The organism is Mesorhizobium hawassense (genome assembly GCF_003289945.1).
Taxonomy (GTDB): Bacteria; Pseudomonadota; Alphaproteobacteria; order Rhizobiales; family Rhizobiaceae; genus Mesorhizobium; species Mesorhizobium hawassense.
On the sequence record NZ_QMBP01000003.1, the window covers coordinates 20,901 to 42,116 of the forward strand.

Sequence of the window (21,216 nt, forward strand, 5' to 3'; positions counted from 1 at the left end):
GCCTTCGGTCCTCAGATGGTCTCCTTGACCCGCGCGGCGAGAAAATCCGGCAGGTCGGCGACCGACTCCAGGATGATGTCCGCCATCGGAGCGAGCGAGTCGCGCGTGCCTGTTCCGGACAACACGCCGACCGCCAGGCCGCAGCCGCCGGCGCGCGCCATTTCGAGGTCGTGGCGGTTGTCGCCGACCATGGCGATCTCGCCTGGTCTCAGCCCGGTCAGATCGCAGAAGGCGACGACCGTGTCGGGCGCGGGCTTCGGATTGGCCACCGCGTCATAGCCGAAAGCGGCATCGAAGAGCTGCGCGACACCGAGCGTGGCGAGCGTCTTCTCTGCGCCGCTGGTGGAATCATTGGTGGCGACGCCCATGCGGTAGGCGCGCTTGTGCAGCGCGCGCAGCGAATCGAGGACGCCGGGAAGCGCTACCGCCATCGAGGAGCCCTGCACCGAGGTGATTTCGTTGAAGCGCGAAACCGCCAGCAACTGATCCTCGTTGGACAGGCGCGGGAACCAAAGCTCGACGACATCCATGTTCGAGCCGGACGCGAAGATCGAATCGGGCTTGAAGCGCTTGGTGGCGAAGTCGAAGCCGGCGGCCGCAAGCAGCCTGTCGGCCTTCCAGCGGTCACCCTCGGCGGCGTCCATGGCCATGAAGTCGGCGATGCCGAGCCAGGTTGCATTGAAATCGACAAGCGTCCCGTCCTTGTCGAAGAGAATTCCCTTGATGTCTGCCAATCCTTTTACTCCGAACCGCGCAAGTGCTGGATGTGTCCCACCAGACCGGCAGTCGAGGCGTCGCGTTTTGCGGCAGTCTCCTTGCCCTCAACGACAGGCAGCAGGCCTGTCGCCAATTCCTTACCCAACTCAACACCCCATTGGTCGAAGGAATTGATGTTGAACAGCGTGCCCTCGACGAAGACGCGATGTTCGTAAAGCGCGATAAGCCGACCCAGCGTGCGCGGATCGAGCTTGCGGTAGAGGATGGTCAGCGAGGGGCGGTTGCCCGAGAAGACGCGGTGCGGCGCGATACGATCGACCTCGGCCGGGTTCATGCCCTTGGCCAGCATCTGCGCACGCGCCTCTTCCAGCGTGCGGCCCTTCATGAAGGCCTCCGACTGTGCCAGGCAGTTGGCGAGCAGAAGGTCGTGCTGGTGCTTCAGTTCGGACTCGTGGCCGACCGCGGCGGCGAGGAACTCGACCGGGATGAAGTCGGTGCCCTGGTGCAGGAGCTGGAAGAAGGCATGCTGGCCGTTGGTGCCGGGCTCGCCCCAGACCAGCGGGCCGGTGGGCGTGGCGACCGCTGTGCCGTCCAGCATGATACTCTTGCCGTTCGATTCCATGTCGAGCTGCTGCAGATAGGCCGGCAGGCGCGACAGGCGCTGGTCGTAGGGGATGACCGCGCGGGCCGGATACTTGCAGACGACGCGGTGCCACCAGCCGATCAGCCCCAACAGCACCGGCAGGTTCTTTTGCAGCGGTGCCGAGCGGAAATGCTCGTCCATCTCATGCGCGCCGTCGAGGAAGGCGCGGAAGTTGCGCGGGCCGACGGAAATCATCACCGGCAGGCCGATGGCGCTCCACACCGAGTAGCGGCCGCCGACCCAGTCCCAGAAACCGAAGACGCGGTCCTGTTCGATGCCGAACTTCGCCACGAGGTCAAGCGCGGTCGAGACGGCGGCGAAGTGCTTGCCGACAGCGTCCTTGCCGAGCGCCTTCTGCACCCAGTCGCGCGCCGTCTGCGCATTGGTCATCGTTTCGACCGTGGTGAAGGTCTTGGAGGCGATGATGAACAGCGTCGTTTCCGCGGACAGGCCCTTCAGCGTGTCATGGATATGGGCGCCGTCGACATTGGAGACGTAATGCGCACGCGGCCCGTCATGGTAGGGCGCCAGCGCCAGCGTCACCATCGCCGGGCCGAGGTCCGAGCCGCCGATGCCGATGTTGACGATGTCGGTGATCTTCTTGCCGGTGGCGCCGGCGGCCTTGCCGGAGCGGATGGCGTCGGCGAAGGCGCCCATGGCGTCGAGCACGGCAATCACATCGGCCTTGGTATCCTGGCCGTCGACGATGACGCTCTTGCCGGTCAGGTTGCGCAGCGCGGTGTGCAGCACGGCGCGGTTTTCGGTGATGTTGATCTTCTTGCCTTCGAACATCGCGGCGCGACGGCCTTCGAGGTCGGCGGCGCCCGCGAGCTTTTCCAGCATCGCCATCGTGTTCGCGTCGACCGCGCATTTCGACCAGTCGAGCAGAAGGTCGCCGTCGGTGGCGGAGAATGTCTCGAAGCGCTTGGGATCGGCGGCGAAGGCCTCGCGCATCGAGCCCTTGGCCGCCGCGCGTTGATCACGCAACGCGGCAAGTTGCTTGTCGAAGGAAGACTGGTCCACTGGCGGGCTCCTGGCGGGTTTTTAGACCATTTTAACAGGCCGGATGTTTCCGGCGCGTGTCGCGCAACACTCTATCTAGCCGAATTCCATTTCATTCAAGCGCGGCTTTGCCGCATTGCATCACGCTTTGCTGAGGGGTGGTGTTGGACGGTGAGGACGCGGGAATTTCGCTGCGAGGGTGTGCCGTGCGGTATGGGCGACGACGCTGCGCGTCGCGCCTAGGGATGGTGCCGCGACGATGCTTCGCATCGCGCTTAGACGCGGGGCGACGCTGCTCCAGCATCGCGCCTTGAGGCGGTGCCGCGACGATGCTTCGCATCGCGCTTAGATGCTGCGTGGCGCGGGCGACGATCCTGGCGCATCGCGCCTGATAGATCACTGGCATAAATCCCAGCGATCAGAAAAATTGATTGGCGCAACCCCTTATGCCACCCATACACTCCACTGGTCCAGCCAAGTGAAAACAGCTGGCCATCCGAGGATGATTTCCCATGCCACAGCGCAATGACACGGCCATATGGTCCGGCCTGTTCCGGATTTCGGCTGAATCCGGCCAAACCCTCCAGGCACAGATCCGCCAGGCGATCGTCGCGGCCATTCTCGACCGACAAATCGCCGCTTCGATGCCGCTGCCGTCGTGCCGGATTCTCGCGGAAAAACTCGGGGTTGCCCGCGGTACCGTGGTGCTTGCATTCCAGCAACTGGTCGACCAGGGTTTTCTCGTAGCCCGCGAGCGGCGCGGCCATTTCGTCAACCCCGACGTGCTGGCCACTCCCGCCAAGCCGCACCAGAAGGCGCCGGACCAGCAGAACGAGATCGACTGGAAGGCGCGCCGGCAGATCGCCGCCAGCGACATGCCGCCGCCGGCCAAGCACGACAACTGGATCAAGTCCTCCTACCCGTTCGTCTACGGCCAGTTCGATCCGGCGCTGTTTCCGACCGCTGAATGGCGCGAGTGCAACCGCATGGCGCTTGCAGTGCTCGAAATCCGCAACTGGGCGTCCGACATGGTCGACCGCGACGATCCGCTGCTGATCGAGCAGATCCAGGCCAGGCTTCTGCCGCGCCGCGGCATCTTCGCCAATCCGGACGAGATCATCGTGACACTCGGCGCGCAGAACGCGCTTTACATGCTTGCCTCGCTGCTGATGACCAAGGGTTCGAAGGTGGCTATGGAAGACCCGGGCTATCCCGATGCCCGCTCGATCTTCCGGCTCGCCGGCGCCGATATCCAGCCGGTTCCGGTCGATCAGTCGGGCATAGTAACGTCTTCTATTCCCAGCGATTCCGGCTTCGTCTTCGTCACGCCCAGCCACCACTGCCCGACCATGGTGCCGCTGTCGGCCGAGCGGCGGCAGGACCTTTTGGCGCGCGCCAACCGCAACAACCAGATCATCATCGAGGACGGCTATGACAGCCAGTTGCTCGACGAGGCGCCGCAGCAGGCGCTGAAGAGTCTCGATCGCTCGGGCCGCGTCATCTATGTCGGCTCGATGTCGAAGACGCTGGCTCCGGGTCTGAGGCTTGGCTACATCGTCGCCTCGGCCGGGCTGATCGCCGAGCTTCGGGCGCTGCGCCGCTTCATGCTCAGGCACCCGCCGGCGAACAATCAGCGCGCCGTGGCGCTGTTCCTGTCGTTGGGTCACCACGAGGCGCTGGTGCGCAGGCTTTCCGCGGCCTTCGACGAGCGGCGCAAGCGTCTGGTCCATGCGATTTCCGCTTTCCTGCCAGAGTGGCGCTCGACCGACTCGGCGGGCGGCACATCGCTTTGGCTGGAAGGGCCACGCGGCACCGATTCACGCGGTCTGGCCGAGGCGGCTGCTTCGCGCAGCGTCATCATCGAACCCGGCGACCGGTTCTTCGACCGCAGCGAAAAGCCCTCTCGTTTCATGCGCTTGGGCATTTCCTCGATCTCGCTGCAGCATATCGAGCCGGGCATCCGCGAACTCGCCACCGCCGCCGGTCGCAGGCCCGCGGCCGCCTGACCGCCACAAAAAGAGCCGGCTCTGCGCCGGCTCTTTTCGTTTTGGCGCGGCTCTCACCGCTTTAGCATTGTGGCATATTCGACGGGATTGGCTGGCCCATAGGCTGTACCAATGCCGGCGGCATAGTCGGGGCCAGAAGGGGACGAAGCAGGCCGATGGTGGACCAACCGCCGCGTCCGCCTCGCAGATAAAGACAAAGGTGGAGTGCTTCCATGTCAGTGGCTCTTGAGAAGCAGGAAGCGTCGGCGGACCAGCGTTCGCGGCGTTCCGGCGGGCGCGAAGCGCGCCGTGCGATGCGGGCGGCGCCCTTGGCCGACGACATCCGTCCGGTGCGGGCGGGGCTCGAAGGCGGCAGCTATGGGCCATTGAGCCAGAACGACAAGGAACGCATCCATGAAGCGGTGCTGACGCTGCTGGAGACGGTCGGCTTCGCCAATGCCATCCCGTCCTGCGTCGAAGCGCTGGTCCGGGTCGGCGGCACCTATGGCGACGACGGCCGTATCCGGCTGCCGCGCGCGCTCGTGCTCGACACGATCAGACAAGCAGCCCGCAATTTCACCCTCTACGGCCAGGATCCGAAGCACGACATGCTGATCCAGGGCAAACGAGTGCACTACGGCACGGCGGGTGCGGCGGTGCATCTGGTCGACGTCGAGAAGCGCGAATATCGCGAATCGCTGTTGCAGGATCTTTATGACGCCGCCCGCCTCGTCGACGGGCTCGACAACATCCATTTCTTCCAGCGCACCATGGTGCCGCGCGACATCCCCGATCCGCTCGATATGGATTTCAACACGCTCTATGCCTGCGTGATGGGGACGTCCAAGCATGTCGGCACCTCCTTCACGGTGCGCGAGAACGTCAAGCCGGCGCTTGAGATGCTCTATGCGATAGCCGGCGGCGAGGAGAATTTCAGGGCGCGTCCCTTCGTCTCCAACTCCAACTGCTTCGTCGTGCCGCCGATGAAATTCGCCGAGGACGCCTGCGGCGTGCTCGAAGCCTGCGTCGAAGGCGGCATTCCGATCCTGCTTCTGTCGGCCGGCCAGGCAGGCGCCACGGCACCCGCCGCGATCGCCGGCGCCGTCGTGCAGGCGGTGGCGGAAGTGCTGATGGGCCTGGTCTATGTCAATGCCATCAAGCCCGGGCATCCGGCGATCTTCGGCACCTGGCCGTTCGTTTCCGACCTCAGGACCGGCGCGATGTCCGGCGGCTCGGCCGAGCAGGCGGTGTTGACGGCGGCCTGCGCGCAGATGGCGCAATATTACGACCTGCCGGGTGGTTCGGCCGCCGGCATGACGGATTCGAAACTACCCGACATCCAGTCCGGCTATGAAAAGGGCATCACTGACGTGATGGCTGGTCTTGCCGGCCTCAATCTCGTCTATGAATCGGCCGGCATGCATGCCTCGCTGCTCGGCTTCTGCCTCGAAAGCCTGATCATCGACAACGATATGCTCGGTCACTGCCTGCGCTGCGTGCGCGGCATCGAGGTGACCGACGAGGCGCTGTCGATCGACACCATTGCCGATGTCTGCATGAAGGGTCCCGGACACTATCTCGGCAACGACCAGACGCTGAGGCTGATGCAGACCGAGTATTTCTATCCCGCCGTCGGCGACCGTTTCTCGCCCAAGGAATGGAACGAAAAGGGCCGGCCCGACATCCTGTCGCGGGCAATCGCGGAGAAGAAGCGCGTGCTCGCCGAGCGCTTCCCGCGGCATGTGTCGCGCATTCTCGACGACAAATTGCGCGCCCGCTTCGGCGAGATGATCAAGTTGCCGCGCAGCGGCATGGGCGGCTAGGCCCTATCCGACAGTTCACTCCGCCGTCAGCCCATGGCGCTCGACGACTTCGGCGTTGATCAGCTTGGCGTGCAGCGTCATCAGCACGATCTGCGCGTCGAAACTGTCGCCGGCCTCCAGCGCCGCCTCGATGCGGCGCTCGACCTGCAATGTCGGCTCGCGGCCGTTGGCCTGCTCGAATACCTCCGGTCCGGCGACGCAATAGCCGCAGAGCTGCGCGACGGACGTATAGGCGTCCGCCGGCGGTTCGTTGGGCCAGCGATCGTTCATCAGATTGACGATGGTGAGTTTCACCCCTTCCGGCACCAGGGCCGGATGCAGATCGGCCTTGCGCATGGCGTCATCGAGCTGGCGCAGGTCTCCGGAGCGGCCGAACATGCCAAGGAAGCCAAGGGAAGAACGCCGTTTCGCCACGATAATCTCTCCCTTCGCAAGGCCGCCGAGGTCGAGCTTATCTGTGGGTTCCATGAAGCTGAAACAAGGGCATGAGAAAAAGGGCGGCCCGCTGTTCGCAAGCCGCCGCTTTTGATTTAGCCGACTACAGTTCAGTGATTGTCGCGCGGCATGCCCCTGGTGTGCGCCACATCCTGGTATTTCACCGCCGGCTTCAGCACCATTCCCTGGTCGAACTGGTCGACCATGCCGCGCTGGATCTCCTGCCACGGCGTCTGGTGCTTGGGATAGTGATAGCCGCCATTGCCCTCTATCGCCGCGCGGCGGCTGGCGATCTCCGCGTCGCTGACCAGGATATTGGCCGTGCCCTTCTTCAGGTCGATGCGCACGCGATCGCCGGTCTTGAGCAGCGCCAGGCCGCCGCCGATGGCGGCTTCCGGCGAGGCGTTGAGGATCGACGGCGAGCCTGACGTGCCAGACTGACGGCCGTCGCCGATGCAGGCCAGCGAATGGATGCCCTTCTTGATCAGGTAGGCCGGCGGCTGCATGTTGACCACCTCGGCGCCGCCCGGATAGCCGACCGGGCCGGCGCCGCGCATGAACAGGATGGTGTGCTCGTCGATGCCTTGCGCCGGATCGTCGATGCGGGCGTGATAATCCTCCGGCCCGTCGAAAACGATGGCGTTGCCTTCGAAAGCCTCGGGATCCTTCGGGTTGGAGAGGTAGCGCTGACGGAATTCGGGCGAGATGCCGCTGGTCTTCATGATGGCGGAATCGAACAGATTGCCCTTGAGGTTGATGAAGCCGGCATTGGCCTTGAGCGGCTTGTCGGCGCCGCGGATGACGTCGTGGTTCTCGTTGACGGCATCCCGGCAATTGTCGCCCATCGACTTGCCGTTGGCGGTGATCGCGTCGGGATGGGGCAGCAGGCCGCCCTTCATCAGTTCCGCGACGACCGCCGGCACGCCACCGGCGTGGTGATAGTCCTCGCCAAGGTATTCGCCGGTCGGCTGCAGGTTGACGAGCAGCGGCACGTTGAGGCCGATCTTCTGCCAGTCGTCATTGTCGAGCGGCACGCCGAGATGGCGGGCAATGGCGTTGAGATGGATCGGCGCATTGGTGGAGCCGCCGATCGCCGAATTGACGACGATGGCGTTCTCGAAGGCCTGGCGCGTCATGATGTCGGACGGCTTCAGGTCCTCATGCACCATGTCGACGATGCGCTTGCCGGTCTCGTAGGCGACCTGGCCGCGCTCGCGATAGGGCGCGGGGATGGCGGCCGAGCCCGGCAGCTGCATGCCGAGCGCCTCGGCCAGCGAGTTCATCGTCGTGGCAGTGCCCATGGTGTTGCAATAGCCGGTCGACGGAGCCGAGGAGGCGACGATGTCCATGAACTCGTCATAGTCGATCTCGCCGGCCGAGAGCCTTTGCCGGGATTCCCAGACGATGGTGCCGGAGCCGGTGCGCTTGCCCTTGTGCCAGCCGTTGAGCATCGGGCCGACCGACAGCGCGATCGCCGGAATGTTGACGGTAGCCGCCGCCATCAGCAAGGCGGGCGTGGTCTTGTCGCAGCCGATGGTGAGCACCACGCCGTCGAGCGGATACCCATAGAGCACCTCGACGAGGCCGAGATAGGCAAGGTTGCGGTCGAGCGACGCGGTCGGGCGCTTGCCGGTCTCCTGGATCGGGTGGCACGGGAACTCGAACGGGATGCCGCCCATCGAGACGATGCCTTCGCGCACGCGCTTGGCGAGCTCGAGGTGATGCCGGTTGCAGGGCGACAGGTCGGATCCGGTCTGCGCGATGCCGATCAGCGGCTTGCCCGACATCAGTTCGGCGCGGGTCAGCCCGTAATTCAGATAGCGCTCGAGATAGAGCGCCGTCATGCCCGGATTGTCGGGATTGTCGAACCACTCCTGCGAGCGAAATTTCTTCTTCCTGGTGGGGGCGCCTGCCATGGTGGTCTCCGTATTTGTATGACAAATCGATATGACAATGCGTCCATGCAAGCAAGAGGCAGGCGCGCCTCGACCCGGACTTTGGTGCGATAGACTTGTTCGGAGCCGCGCGCTACGACCACTCGACGACAGCAATCCGGGAGGTCTTGATGGCTTTGGTGATCGAAGGCGAGGAACACATTGCCGCACCCGTCGAGAAAGTGTGGCAAGCCCTCAACGACCCGGAAATCCTGAAAGAGTCCATTCCCGGCTGCCAGAGCCTGGCAATGAACTCGGCCACCGAGATGGCGGCGACCGTGGTGCTCAAGATCGGGCCGATCAAGGCGACCTTCAACGGCGAGGTCACGCTGAAGAACCTCAAGCCGCCGCATTCCTACACCATCCAGGGCGAAGGCAAGGGCGGCATTGCCGGCTTCGCCAAGGGCGGCGCCGACGTGACGCTGACCGCCGACGGGCCGAATGCCACGGTGCTCAAATACGCCGCCAAGGCCGAAGTCGGCGGCAAGATCGCGCAGCTCGGCAGTCGGCTGATCCAGTCGACCTCGAAGAAGCTGGCCGGGCAGTTCTTCTCGACGTTCGGCGAGAAGGTCGGCGCCTGAGCGTCCCCTTCTAGGATTATTCGAACACGATGCTGGGCACGGCGGCCTCGGCCGCGCCGCGCTCTTCCTGGATCCGGTCCCAGACTTTGCTTGCGATGTCGCGATAGATCTTCGCCTCGGCCCCGTCCGGCTTCGAGACGACGACCGGCGCGCCGGCGTCCGAGCTTTCGCGAATGCCCATTTCCAGCGGAACCTCGCCGAGGAAGGTGACGCCAAGGCGTTCGGCCTCGCGGCGCGCGCCGCCATGGCCGAAAATGTCATAGCGCTTGCCGGTATCGGGCGCGAGGAAGTAGCTCATGTTCTCGACGATGCCGAGCAGCGGCACATCGACCTTCTTGAACATGTTGAGGCCCTTGCGGGCGTCGATCAACGCGAGGTCCTGCGGCGTCGACACGATGACGGCGCCGGCGAGCGGCACCTGCTGGGCCATGGTGAGTTGGGCGTCGCCGGTGCCGGGCGGCATGTCGACCACCAGCACGTCGAGCGGACCCCATTCGACCTCGCGCAGCATCTGGGTCAGCGCCGACATCACCATCGGGCCGCGCCAGATCATCGGCGTCTCCTCATCGACCAGGAAGCCCATCGACATCACCTTCAGGCCGTAATTCTGCATCGGCCTCAGGATCTTGCCGTCGACGGTCTGCGGCCGGCCATGGATGGCGAGCAGCCTGGGCATCGACGGGCCATAGATGTCGGCGTCGAGCACGCCGACCTTCAAGCCGTTGGCGGCAAGGCCGAGCGCGAGATTGACGGCGGTGGTCGACTTGCCGACGCCACCCTTGCCGGAGGCGACCGCGATGATGGCATCGATGCCGGGCACGCCGCGCCGGCCGTGGCCGTGCGAAGCGGGCGCCTGTGGGGTGGGACGCTGCGCCGGCTGCGGGGCTGCGGGCCTCGGCGCCGCCGGACGCGGTGGCACAGGCGCTTCCATGCCGCCACCCTTCTTCTCCGCCGTCAGCGCGACGACGGCGCTGGCGACCCCGGGAATGCCCTTCACCGCGCGCTCGGCGGCGGCGCGCAACGGCTCAAGTTCCTGGGCTCGGGCGGCGGGAACGGTGATCGAGAAGAACACCTTGGAATCGGCGATGAAGATTTCTGAGACCATGCCGAGGTCGACGATGTTGCCGGTGAAGTTCGGCCCGTTCACCGTCTTCAGGCGTTCGATGACGGATTCCTTGGTAACGGTCATGATCTTTCCTCGGCGTTTGGCGTTCCAGATAGTGCAGTTTCCCGCCGGAACCAAGCCGTGGCGCAATGGCTCGCCCGGCGTGCCCCGGAAAGCGACGAATGGTGTCGGATTTGCCGATCGTGTTCGAGGCCCGTCATGGCCAAACGAGCCGCCCGCGCTATCTCCTTGCCATCACGACAAGCTGTGAAGGAGATCGTCATGCTCGAAAACAGCAATGCGACAGCCAATCTCGCGGTGAAGGACCTGGAGAAGGCCAAGGCTTTCTATGAGGGAACGCTGGGCCTCAGTCAGGTGGACGACATGGGCGGCGAACTGATCGTCTATAAAAGCGGCGACACGCTGATCAACGTCTATCATTCGCAGTTCGCCGGCACCAACAAGGCGACGGCGGTGACATGGACGGTCGGCGACCAGATCGAGCCGATCGTCAAGTCGCTCAGATCGAAGGGCGTCAGCTTCGAGCACTATGACATGCCCGGACTGACGCTCGAGGGCGATATCCATGTCGGCTACGGCATGAAAGTCGCCTGGTTCAGGGATCCCGACGGCAACATCCTGAACCTGGTCGACAAATAGCCTGGGTTTGCGCCGCTCGCGATTGGTATCCTGATGCCGGCCATCTGGCGCGGGCCTCCGGCGCCCGATAGTTTGCGCCGATGATCGACAAGCTCGAATTCTTCATCGCTCTCGCCAAGGAGGAGCATTTCGGCCGCGCGGCCGAGGTGTGCGGCGTCACCCAGCCGACGCTGTCGGCCGGCATCAAGCAGCTCGAGGAACAGCTCGGCGTCATGCTGGTGCTGCGCGGCTCTCGCTTCCAGGGCCTGACGCCGGAAGGCACGCAGGTGCTTGGCTGGGCGCGGCGCATCGTCGGCGACACAAGGACGATGCGCGAGGAAATGCGGGCGGCGCGGCACGGCCTTGCCGGACGCATCCGCATCGCCGCCGTGCCGACTGCGCTTGCCATGGTGGCGCGGCTGACCACGCCGTTCCGCGAAAAGCATCCGGGCGTCACCTTCTCGGTGCTGTCGCGGACTTCGATCGAGGTGCTGACGCTGCTCGGCAATTTCGATGTCGACGCCGGCATCACCTATCTCGACAACGAACCGCTCGGGCGGGTGACCAGCGTGCCGCTCTATGACGAGCGCTACCAGCTGATCACGGCGGTCGGGAACCCGTTTTCCGACCGCGACAAAGTGACGTGGGCCGAGATCAGCCAGTTGCCGCTCTGCCTGTTGACGCCTGACATGCAGAACCGCCGCATTATCGACCAGCATCTGGCGGAAGCCGGCGTGCAGGTGCGGCCGACGCTGGAATCCAATTCGATGATCGTCCTGTTCTCGCATATCAGGACCGGCAAATGGTCGTCGATCATGCCGCTCAACCTTGCGGAAACATTCGGCTTTTCCGAGCCGATCCGGGCAATCCCGATCGTCGAGCCGGACGCCAGCCACACGGTCGGGCTGGTGGCGGCGCCGCGCGAGCCGCACACGCCTTTGGTGCAGGCGCTGCTGGACGAGGCGATGGCGCTGGCGGACGATTTCCGCGCCCATCGCTAGGCTAGACATTGCGCGTTGCCGCATTTCGATAGAAAATTTCTATCAAGCAACGGAAGCGCTTTATTGATTTCGGCGGTTTCCTCTGATTTCGTAAGGACTTAGCGATATTGCGTCCATGCATGTCGTTGCCCCAAGATCGCTACGGAGCTTGGGCGACATAGGATTGGATGCCACGACCCAGGGAGGGCGCTGCGTGACAATGCAGGCCGCAAGTACCGAGATCGCGTCGCGCACGGCGGCGATCATTGACGAGATGAAGGGCCTAGAAGGCCCGTTGCTGCCGATCCTGCACAGCATACAGGAAGAGTTCGGGCACGTTCCGAAGGACGCACTGCCGGTGATCGCCGATGGGTTGAACCTTTCGCGGGCCGAGGTGCACGGCGTCGTCAGCTTCTATCACGATTTCCGCGCCCACCCGGCCGGCCGGCATGTGCTGAAGCTCTGCCAGGCGGAAGCCTGCCAGTCGATGGGTTCGGACGCGGTGGCGGCCAAGGTCAAGCAGCTGCTCGGCATCGATTTCCACGAGACCACCCGCGACGGATCGGTTACACTGGAACCGGTCTACTGCCTCGGGCTTTGCGCCTGCTCGCCCTCGGCGATGTTGGATGGCGAAGTCATCGGCCGGCTCGATGACGAGAAGATCGAAGAGATCGTCGCGGAGGTACGTTCATGATCCCGCGCATCTATATTCCGGCCGACTCCGGCGCGCTGGCGCTCGGCGCCGAGAAGGTCGCCAAGGCGATCGAGGCGGAGCTCAAGGAGCGCGGCGTCGAAGCCAAGATCGTGCGCAACGGCTCGCGCGGCGCCTATTTCCTGGAGCCGATGGTCGAGGTGGCGACGGCCGAGGGCCGGGTCGCCTACGGACCGGTCAAGCCTTCCGACGTCAAGAGCCTGTTCGACAGCGGCTTCCTCAAGGGCGGCCACCACAAGCGCTGGCTGGGCGCGCCGGACAAGATTCCCTTCTTCGCCAAGCAAACGCGGCTGACCTTCGCGCGCTGCGGCATCAACGATCCGCTGTCGCTCGACGCCTACAAGTCGCTGGGCGGCCTGCGCGGCCTGCAGAATGCGGTCGCCATGGCGCCGGCCGATGTCGTCAAGCAGGTTACAGAGTCCGGCCTGCGCGGCCGCGGCGGCGCCGGCTTCCCGACCGGCATCAAGTGGAAGACGGTGCTCGATACGGCGGGCGAGCAGAAATACATCGTCTGCAACGCCGACGAGGGCGACAGCGCCACTTTCGCCGACCGCATGATCATGGAAGGCGATCCCTTCGTGCTGATCGAAGGCATGGCGATCGCCGGCATCGCCACCGGCGCGACCAAGGGTTTCGTCTATATCCGCTCGGAATATCCGCATGCGGTGGCGACGATGAACAAGGCCGTGGCGATCGCCCGCAAGGCGGGTGTGCTCGGCCCCAGTGTGCTGGGCTCGCCCAACGCTTTCGACATGGAAATCCGCGTCGGCGCCGGCGCCTATGTCTGCGGCGAGGAAACCTCGCTCTTGAACAGCCTCGAGGGCAAGCGCGGCGTGGTGCGCGCCAAGCCGCCGCTGCCCGCCATTCAAGGATTGTTCGGCAAGCCGACGGTGATCAACAACGTGATCAGCCTGGCCTCGGTGCCGATCATCATGGACAAGGGCGCCGCCTACTACAAGGATTTCGGCATGGGCCGCTCGCGCGGCACGATCCCGATCCAGATCGCCGGCAACGTCAAGCAGGGCGGCCTGTTCGAGACGGCTTTCGGCCTGACGCTCGGCGAAATCGTCGACGATATCGGCGGCGGCACGGCTTCTGGCCGCCCGGTCAAGGCGGTGCAGGTCGGCGGGCCGCTCGGAGCGTATTTCCCGCGCGCTCTGTTCGACACGCCGTTCGACTATGAGGAATTCGCCAAGCGCGACGGACTGATAGGCCATGCCGGCATCACCGTGTTCGATGACAGCGCCGACATGATGAAGCAGGCGCGCTTCGCCATGGAGTTCTGCGCCATCGAAAGCTGCGGCAAGTGCACGCCCTGCCGCATCGGCTCGACACGCGGCGTGGAGGTCCTCGACAAGCTTGCCGCCGGCATCGAGCCGGAAAAGAACCTCGCGCTGGTCACCGACCTCTGCAATACGATGAAGTTCGGATCGCTGTGCGCGCTGGGCGGCTTCACGCCCTACCCGGTGATGAGTTCGATCACGCATTTCCCCGACGACTTCAAGCCCGCGCCGGCGCGCGTGGCGGCTGAATAGGAGCTGGCAGATGAACATCAAGGCCGACTTCCCGACACTCATCGAAGAGATCGACTACGGAACGCCGGAGTCGACGGCGACGAGGCAGATAACGCTGACCGTCGACGGGCAAAGCATCACGGTGCCGGAAGGCACCTCGATCATGCGCGCGGCAATGGAAGGCGGGGTGGAGATCCCGAAACTCTGCGCCACCGACATGCTGGACTCCTTCGGCTCCTGCCGCGTCTGCCTGGTCGAGATCGAAGGCCGCGGCGGTACGCCGGCCTCGTGCACCACGCCGGTCGGCGAGGGCATGGTGGTGCGCACGCAGTCGGACCGGCTCGACGCCATCCGTCGCGGCGTCATGGAACTTTACGTCTCCGACCATCCGAGCGGCTGGAACGAGAAGGCCGGAACCGGCGCCAGCGAGTTCGACGTCGTGGCGAAGTCCGTCGGCCTCTCCGAGAACCGTTACGGGGTCGCAGGCCGCAACCACGTCAAGGAAGAAGGCGGCGTCGCGCCCGGCCATGGCTCTTTGGCCGTCGACTATATCGCCCGCGACGAATCCAACCCCTATTTCACCTACGACCCGGCGCAGTGCATCGTCTGCTCGCGCTGCGTGCGCGCCTGCGAGGAGGTGCAGGGCACCTTCGCGCTGACCATCGAGGGCCGCGGCTTCGAATCCCGCATGGTCGCCGGCATGCACGAGGACTTCATCGCTTCGGAATGCGTGTCCTGCGGCGCCTGCGTGCAGGCCTGCCCGACCGACGCGCTGCGCGAGAAGACCGTACTCGAAAAGGGCATGCCGGAGCGCTCGGCGGTCACCACCTGCGCCTATTGCGGCGTCGGCTGCTCGTTCAAGGCCGAAGTCAAGGATGACGAGGTCATCCGCATGATGCCCTACAAGGATGGCAAGGCGAACCACGGCCATTCCTGCGTCAAGGGCCGTTTCGCCTATGGCTACGCCACCCACAAGGACCGCATCCTGTCGCCGATGATCCGCGAGAAGATCTCCGATCCTTGGCGCGAGGTGAGCTGGGAAGAGGCGATCGCTCATACGGCGAAGGAATTCCGCCGCATCCAGTATCAGTATGGGCGTACCGCCATCGGCGGCATCACCTCGTCGCGCTGCACGAACGAGGAGACCTACCTCATCCAGAAGCTGGTGCGGCAGGGCTTCCGCAACAACAATGTCGACACCTGCGCGCGCGTCTGCCATTCGCCGACCGGCTACGGGCTCGGCCAGACCTACGGCACCTCGGCCGGCACGCAGGATTTCGATTCGGTCGAGTTCACCGACGTCGCGGTGATCATCGGCGCCAATCCGGTTTCGGCCCATCCGGTGTTCGCCTCGCGGCTGAAGAAGCGGCTGCGCCAAGGCGCCAAGCTGATCGTGCTCGATCCGCGCCGCACCGAGATGGTCAAGTCGGCGCATATCGAGGCGGACTATCACCTGCCGCTGAAGCCCGGCACCAACGTGGCGGTGCTGACGGCGCTGGCGCATGTCATCGTCACCGAAGGGCTGTTCGACGAAGCCTTCGTGCGCGAGCGCTGCGATTGGGCCGAGTTCCAGGACTGGGCATCCTTCGTCGCCCTGCCGGAGAACAGCCCCGAGGTCGTCGGCAAGCTGTCGGGCGTCGACCCCGAACTGATCCGGGGCGCCGCGCGCATGTACGCCAAGGGCGGCAACGGCGCGATCTATTACGGCCTCGGCGTCACCGAACACAGCCAGGGCTCGACCACGGTGATCGCGATCGCCAACCTCGCCATGGCCACCGGCAATATCGGCCGCCCAGGCGTCGGCGTGAACCCGCTGCGCGGCCAGAACAACGTGCAGGGCTCCTGCGACATGGGCTCGTTCCCGCACGAGCTGCCGGGCTATCGCCACATCTCCGGCGAGGCCGTGCGCGACATCTATGAGAGCCTGTGGGGCGTGAAGCTGGACGACGAGCCTGGCCTGCGCATCCCCAACATGCTGGATGCCGCGGTCGACGGCTCGTTCAAGGGCATCTACATCCAGGGCGAGGACATCCTGCAGTCCGATCCCGACACCAAGCATGTCGCCGGCGGCCTCGCCGCGATGGAATGCGTGGTCGTGCACGACCTCTTCCTCAACGAGACGGCGAACTACGCGCATGTCTTCCTGCCGGGTTCGACCTTCCTCGAGAAGGACGGCACCTTCACCAATGCCGAGCGCCGCATCAACATGGTGCGCAAGGTCATCGAACCGAAGGCGCGCTATGCCGACTGGGAAGCGACGCAGGAGCTTGCCCGCGCCATCGGGCTCGACTGGAACTACACGCATCCCTCGCAGATCATGGACGAGATTGCCAAAACGACGCCGAGCTTCGCCAACGTCTCGTTCGAGCTGCTCGACCGCGTCGGCTCGGTGCAGTGGCCCTGCAACGACAAGGCGCCGCTCGGCACCCCGATCATGCATGTCGAGGGCTTCGTGCGCGGCAAGGGCAAATTCATCCGCACCGAATATGTCGCGACGGACGAGCGGACGGGTCCGCGCTATCCGCTGCTGCTCACCACCGGCCGTATCCTGTCGCAGTACAATGTCGGCGCGCAGACCAGGCGCACCGAGAACGTCGCGTGGCACGCCGAGGACCGGCTGGAGATCCATCCGCACGACGCCGAAGTCCGCGGCGTGCGCGAAGGCGACTGGGTGCGGCTGGCGAGCCGCTCCGGCGAAACCACGCTGCGCGCGCTGATCACCGACCGCGTCTCGCCGGGCGTCGTCTACACGACCTTCCATCACCCGGACACGCAAGCCAACGTGATCACCACCGACTTCTCGGACTGGGCGACCAACTGTCCGGAATACAAGGTCACCGCCGTGCAGGTGGCGCCGTCCAATGGTCCGACCGACTGGCAGAAAGACTATAACGAACAGGCGCAACAGAGCCGTCGTATCGCACCGCTGGCGGCGGCGGAGTAGTCTTGACCGCGCGGCGCAAAGCCACGACGCAAATCTCGCGGCTGGCGCATCGTGCCAGCGGCACCGCCGCCGCGAACCGCATGGTGCCGGAGGAGACGCCGGTGGCGTTCTCTTTCGCCGGCACCACCCATGCGGTGATGATGGCGAGCCCGGCCGATTTGGAGGATTTCGCGCTCGGCTTCTCGTTGACCGAAGGCATTATCGCCGATCCAAGAGAGATCGAAGCGATCGAGGTCGAGGATCTCGGTGCCGGCATCGATATCCAGATCAGGCTGAAGGACCAGGCCAACACGCGCTTCCAGGCGCGGCGGCGCAGGCTTGCCGGGCCGGTCGGCTGCGGTCTGTGCGGCATCGAGTCGATCGAGGAAGCAATACGCTCGGTCGATGCCGTTGGTAAGTCAAAACTTACTCTCGGCGCTGACGACGTCGCGAGCGCCGTCCGGCTGCTGTCGAAAGTGCAGCCGCTGCACGCCGAGACCGGCGCGGTGCATGCCGCGGGTTTCTACGTTGCCGGCAAGGGCATCGTCATGGCGCGCGAGGATGTCGGCCGCCACAACGCGCTGGACAAGCTCGCCGGCGCGCTGGCCAAAGCCGGCATCGACGGTTCGACCGGCGCGGTCGTGGTGACCTCGCGCGTGTCGGTGGAGATGGTGCAGAAGACGGCCGCGATCGGGGCCGCGATCATCATGGCTGTGTCCGCGCCGACCGCGCTCGCCATCCGTACGGCGGAAGCCGCCGGCATGACGCTGGTGGCGCTGGTGCGCGGCGATGATTTCGATATTTTCACCCACCCGGACCGGGTGGCTTCCGGAGTTGCCAAGCATGTCGCATGACGAAGACCACATCGCCAGCACCAAGGAAAAGCTGGTGCGCATGGCGAACCAGATTGCCACTTTCTTCCATTCGAAGCCGCGCGAGGAAGGCATTGCCGGCGTGGCCGAGCATATCAACAAGTTCTGGGAGCCGCGCATGCGGCGCCAGTTCTTCGAGATGCTGGACGCCGGCACCGCGAATTTCGACGAGTTGGTGATCGCCGCTTCGGCCAAGATCAAGCGGCCGCAGACGCCCGAACAGGCCGACAAGAATCTCGGCTACGCCAGGCAGGCCTAGGCGAAGCGCCGGCAGCGCGACCGCGGGCGGCAAAAGTCTTACATTGCGACTCCCTAAAGTTTGACTGCGTAAGCGGCCTGCCTCTGCTATGCTCGACGCGAGAAAATCGTCTGGCCGGGCGGGATAGTTTGCGTGAGGCCGATCGAGACCAGATACGCCCGTAGCGGGGATGTGCGGATCGCCTATCAGGTGATTGGCCAGGGTTCGTTCGATCTGGTCTTCGCGCCGGGCTTCATCTCCAATCTCGACCTGCAATGGGAAGACGAAGGCTATAGCCGTCTCCTGAAGCGGCTTTCCACCTTCTCGCGGCTGATCCTGTTCGACAAGCGCGGCACCGGGCTTTCCGACCGCGTCGACCCCCGTCACCTGCCCAGCCTGGAGACCCGCATGGACGACGTGCGTGCGGTGATGGATGCCGCCGGCAGCGGTCGCGCGGCAATCCTGGGCGCGTCGGAAGGCGCGCCGATGGCGATGCTGTTCGCCGCCACCTATCCGGAGCGGACGCGGACGCTGGTGCTTTATGGCGGCTATGCGCATTTCCACAAATGGGTGATGCCGCCGGAGCGGCTGGAAGCCTTCATCGAGACGGCGGAAACGTCCTGGGGCACCGGGGCGACGTTACCGAATTTTGCGCCGGGCCGGGTCGACGACATGCATTTTGCGCAATGGTGGGCCCGGTTCGAGCGGCTGTCGGCCAGCCCGACCGCGGCGGCAGCGCTTGCCCGCATGAATGCGGATACCGATGTGCGCGGCATCCTCTCTGCAATCGCCGCGCCGACGCTTCTCCTGCATCGCCGCAACGATACCCGTGTCGATCCGGAAGCCAGCCGCTTCCTCGCCAGGAAGATCCACGGCGCCCGGCTGGTCGAGCTACCCGGGCGCGATCATCCGATCTGGACCGGTGACGTCGACCGCGTCGCCGACCTGATCGAGGAATTCCTGACCGGGGAACCAGCTGTCGCAGATGTGGACCGCGTGCTCGCCGCGCTGCTGGTAACCCGCATCTACGACACGGCACGGCTTGGCGACCGCTTGTGGAGCGAACGCAGCCTGCGCTTCCAGGAGAACTGGCGCATGCTGGTCGGCCGACATGGCGGGCGCATCGCCGGAACGCATGGCGAACTGATGATTTCGCGCTTCGACGGCCCGGCGCGCGCCGTGCGCTGCGCGGCGCTGCTGCGCGAGGCGGCCCAGGAGATCGGTGTGGCAAGCGCGCAAGGCGTGCATGTCGGCGAGGTCGAGGTGCGCGGACCACCGACGGGACTGACGGCGCGCGTCACCATGCAGCTCGCCGCCCGTGCCGAGCGCGGCCATATCCTCGCATCTCGGCTGGTTGCCGATCTGGCGGCGGGATCCGGGCTGCATTTCACCGACGCCGGGCGCGGCGCCCTCGACGAACTGGACGAGCCGCTGGCGCTGGTGCAGGTGACGGCCGAACAGCACCTGGAACCAGCCTGCCGCCCCAAACCCAAACCCGCCGAACCGGCAACGTTGACGGCGCGCGAGAGCGAGGTGGTGAGCCTGATCGCCGACGGCAAGAGCAATGCCGCGATCGCCGCAGAACTCGATCTCAGCGAGCATACGGTCAAGCGGCACGTCGCCAACATCCTGCTCAAGCTAGACCTGCCGTCGCGAGCGGCCGCGGCTGCTTTTTCGGCCAGGCACGCTGGCCCGGACGGGCCATGAGAGCCATGGCGCTTTCGGGGGAAGCGCCGGAGCTGCAGCAAGCGATATCAATTCTCCCCATGCAGGCCGGGCGATGTCGCCGAAGGGCACTGCGAAATGGAGGATGAAATGCTGAGACTCAATCGCAAGATCGGATTGCTGGCATTCGCCGCGGGCGTATTGCTGGCCATCACCCCGGCGCATGCCGAAGATGCTTCCGCCACCGCCGCCTATAAGGACATCCAAGCCACGCTCGGCTCGGTGCCGGACATGTTCAAGACGCTGCCCGACGTCGCGGTCGCCGGCGCCTGGGCCGAAATCAAGGGCGTCCAGCTCAACCCCAAGACCGCGCTCGACGGCAAGACTAAGGAGCTGATGGGCCTTGCGGTCGCCTCGCAGATCCCCTGCCAGTACTGCATCTATTTCCACACCGAAGCCGCCAAGCTCAACGGCGCATCGGACGAGGAGATCAAGGAGGCCATCGCGATGGCCGCCATCGTTCGGCACTGGTCGACGATGCTCAACGGCAGCCAGGTCGACCTGGCGACCTTCAAGAAACAGACGGACGACGTGTTCGCGGCCGTCAAGGCCAAGTCGCAGTGAACGAAATCCCTGCCCGGCGATCAGGCCGGGCAGCCCTTCCCCTGTCAACCGCCCGACCGAAGACGGGCATATGGAGGATGATATGCTGACGAAGACCCAAACCGTGGACGGCGCGGCGATCAAGAAGGCGATCGAGGGCCGTGACGGAAAGATGCTGGCGAGCTTTTATGCCGACGAGGCGCTGGTCAGGGTGATCGACCGCAACAACCCGCCGAGCAAGCCGCGCGAAATCCGCGGCCGCGCGGCAATCAGCACCTTCTGGGACGACATCTGCAGCCGGGCGATGATCCACAAGGTCGACACCACCATCGCCGACGGCGACAGTCTCGCCTTCACGCAGGCCTGCACCTATCCCGACGGCACCAAGGTGTTCTGCGCCGCGATGCTCGAACTGAAGAACGGCCGCATCGCCAAACAAACCGTGGTTCAAGCCTGGGACGAGTGATCAACCGCGGCCATGGCCGCAATCTGAGGGAGTACCAACATGTTCAGCGCCAGATGGCAGATCGACGCCAAGTTCGGACACAAGCAGACCGTGCTCGAACTGTTGAAAAAATGGGAACGCGAGATCGGCTCGCAGGTCGGGCTCGCCGACCTGAAATTCCAGATCATGACCGGTTCGATCGGCGCGCGCGAGGCGACGGTCGAATCGCATCACCAGGTCGAAAGCCTCGCGCAATTGGAGGCTTTCTTCGCCAAGATCGGCAAGATCGACGCGCACGCCAAGTGGGGCAAGGAGATCGAGCCTTACGTCGTGTCGGGCACCAGCCTTTGGAATATATATCGCATCATCGAGTAGCGGTGATGTGCACGAGGATTTTCGG

The 21,216-nt window shown here is 64.9% G+C and carries 19 protein-coding genes; 14 read left to right on the top strand and 5 right to left on the bottom strand.

Features of this window, described 5'->3' with window-relative positions:
- Positions 1-11 precede the first annotated feature (11 nt).
- Both DPM33_RS07475 and pgi read right to left on the bottom strand, forming a co-directional pair.
- Positions 12-734, bottom strand: a complete 723-nt coding sequence (locus DPM33_RS07475) for an HAD family hydrolase (RefSeq protein WP_112096789.1) — start codon at positions 732-734, stop codon at positions 12-14.
- 5 nt (positions 735-739) lie between these two features.
- A complete protein-coding gene (pgi, locus tag DPM33_RS07480) occupies positions 740-2,383 on the bottom strand; it encodes a glucose-6-phosphate isomerase (RefSeq protein ID WP_112096790.1) in 1,644 nt (547 codons plus the stop codon).
- Positions 2,384-2,874: 491 nt separating this feature from the next.
- Here pgi and pdxR point away from each other — a divergent pair, with 491 nt between their 5' ends.
- A complete protein-coding gene (gene pdxR / locus DPM33_RS07485; protein WP_040986066.1) occupies positions 2,875-4,368 on the top strand; it encodes a MocR-like pyridoxine biosynthesis transcription factor PdxR in 1,494 nt (497 codons plus the stop codon).
- 212 nt (positions 4,369-4,580) lie between these two features.
- Complete coding sequence (locus DPM33_RS07490) at positions 4,581-6,170, top strand: trimethylamine methyltransferase family protein (RefSeq protein ID WP_112096791.1); 1,590 nt, start codon at positions 4,581-4,583, stop codon at positions 6,168-6,170.
- A 15-nt stretch (positions 6,171-6,185) separates the two neighbouring features.
- Here DPM33_RS07490 and DPM33_RS07495 read toward each other — a convergent pair whose 3' ends face one another.
- The gene (locus DPM33_RS07495) at positions 6,186-6,584 is read right to left on the bottom strand and encodes a hypothetical protein (protein ID WP_112097259.1); all 399 of its coding nucleotides are present in this window, start codon (positions 6,582-6,584) and stop codon (positions 6,186-6,188) included.
- A gap of 131 nt (positions 6,585-6,715) precedes the next feature.
- Complete coding sequence (locus tag DPM33_RS07500; protein ID WP_112096792.1) at positions 6,716-8,521, bottom strand: IlvD/Edd family dehydratase; 1,806 nt, start codon at positions 8,519-8,521, stop codon at positions 6,716-6,718.
- Positions 8,522-8,670: 149 nt separating this feature from the next.
- On the opposite strand from DPM33_RS07500, the gene DPM33_RS07505 reads away from it, so the two are divergent.
- The gene (locus tag DPM33_RS07505) at positions 8,671-9,120 is read left to right on the top strand and encodes an SRPBCC family protein (protein ID WP_112096793.1); all 450 of its coding nucleotides are present in this window, start codon (positions 8,671-8,673) and stop codon (positions 9,118-9,120) included.
- 16 nt (positions 9,121-9,136) lie between these two features.
- Here the strand turns inward: DPM33_RS07505 and DPM33_RS07510 are convergent, their stop codons facing one another.
- Positions 9,137-10,312, bottom strand: coding sequence for an Mrp/NBP35 family ATP-binding protein (locus DPM33_RS07510; RefSeq protein WP_281004792.1), 1,176 nt, complete (start codon positions 10,310-10,312; stop codon positions 9,137-9,139).
- A 195-nt stretch (positions 10,313-10,507) separates the two neighbouring features.
- On the opposite strand from DPM33_RS07510, the gene DPM33_RS07515 reads away from it, so the two are divergent.
- From DPM33_RS07515 to DPM33_RS07565, 11 genes are all read left to right on the top strand, one after another.
- Positions 10,508-10,885 carry a VOC family protein gene (locus DPM33_RS07515; RefSeq protein ID WP_112096795.1) on the top strand — a complete coding sequence of 126 codons (378 nt, stop codon included), beginning with the start codon at positions 10,508-10,510 and terminating at the stop codon, positions 10,883-10,885.
- An 80-nt stretch (positions 10,886-10,965) separates the two neighbouring features.
- Entirely contained in the window at positions 10,966-11,865 is a 900-nt protein-coding gene (locus DPM33_RS07520) for a LysR family transcriptional regulator (RefSeq protein WP_112096796.1), read from the top strand.
- 193 nt (positions 11,866-12,058) lie between these two features.
- Complete coding sequence (locus tag DPM33_RS07525) at positions 12,059-12,538, top strand: formate dehydrogenase subunit gamma (RefSeq protein WP_112096797.1); 480 nt, start codon at positions 12,059-12,061, stop codon at positions 12,536-12,538.
- The gene (locus DPM33_RS07530; protein WP_112096798.1) at positions 12,535-14,091 is read left to right on the top strand and encodes a formate dehydrogenase beta subunit; all 1,557 of its coding nucleotides are present in this window, start codon (positions 12,535-12,537) and stop codon (positions 14,089-14,091) included. Before DPM33_RS07525 ends, DPM33_RS07530 begins: the two co-directional genes overlap by 4 nt.
- Before the next feature lie 10 nt (positions 14,092-14,101).
- Positions 14,102-17,014 carry a formate dehydrogenase subunit alpha gene (fdhF, locus tag DPM33_RS07535; protein WP_112096799.1) on the top strand — a complete coding sequence of 971 codons (2,913 nt, stop codon included), beginning with the start codon at positions 14,102-14,104 and terminating at the stop codon, positions 17,012-17,014.
- A 2-nt stretch (positions 17,015-17,016) separates the two neighbouring features.
- On the top strand, positions 17,017-17,847 hold the full coding sequence (fdhD, locus tag DPM33_RS07540; protein ID WP_112096800.1) for a formate dehydrogenase accessory sulfurtransferase FdhD: 831 nt from the start codon (positions 17,017-17,019) through the stop codon (positions 17,845-17,847).
- Entirely contained in the window at positions 17,837-18,124 is a 288-nt protein-coding gene (locus tag DPM33_RS07545) for a formate dehydrogenase subunit delta (protein ID WP_112096801.1), read from the top strand. Before fdhD ends, DPM33_RS07545 begins: the two co-directional genes overlap by 11 nt.
- A gap of 132 nt (positions 18,125-18,256) precedes the next feature.
- A complete protein-coding gene (locus DPM33_RS07550; protein ID WP_112096802.1) occupies positions 18,257-19,810 on the top strand; it encodes an alpha/beta fold hydrolase in 1,554 nt (517 codons plus the stop codon).
- 108 nt (positions 19,811-19,918) lie between these two features.
- Positions 19,919-20,392 (top strand): carboxymuconolactone decarboxylase family protein, encoded by a 474-nt coding sequence (locus tag DPM33_RS07555; protein ID WP_112096803.1) that lies wholly within the window; start codon positions 19,919-19,921, stop codon positions 20,390-20,392.
- A gap of 82 nt (positions 20,393-20,474) precedes the next feature.
- Entirely contained in the window at positions 20,475-20,837 is a 363-nt protein-coding gene (locus tag DPM33_RS07560) for a nuclear transport factor 2 family protein (protein ID WP_112097260.1), read from the top strand.
- 39 nt (positions 20,838-20,876) lie between these two features.
- On the top strand, positions 20,877-21,191 hold the full coding sequence (locus DPM33_RS07565) for a hypothetical protein (RefSeq protein ID WP_112096804.1): 315 nt from the start codon (positions 20,877-20,879) through the stop codon (positions 21,189-21,191).
- Positions 21,192-21,216: the final 25 nt, after the last annotated feature.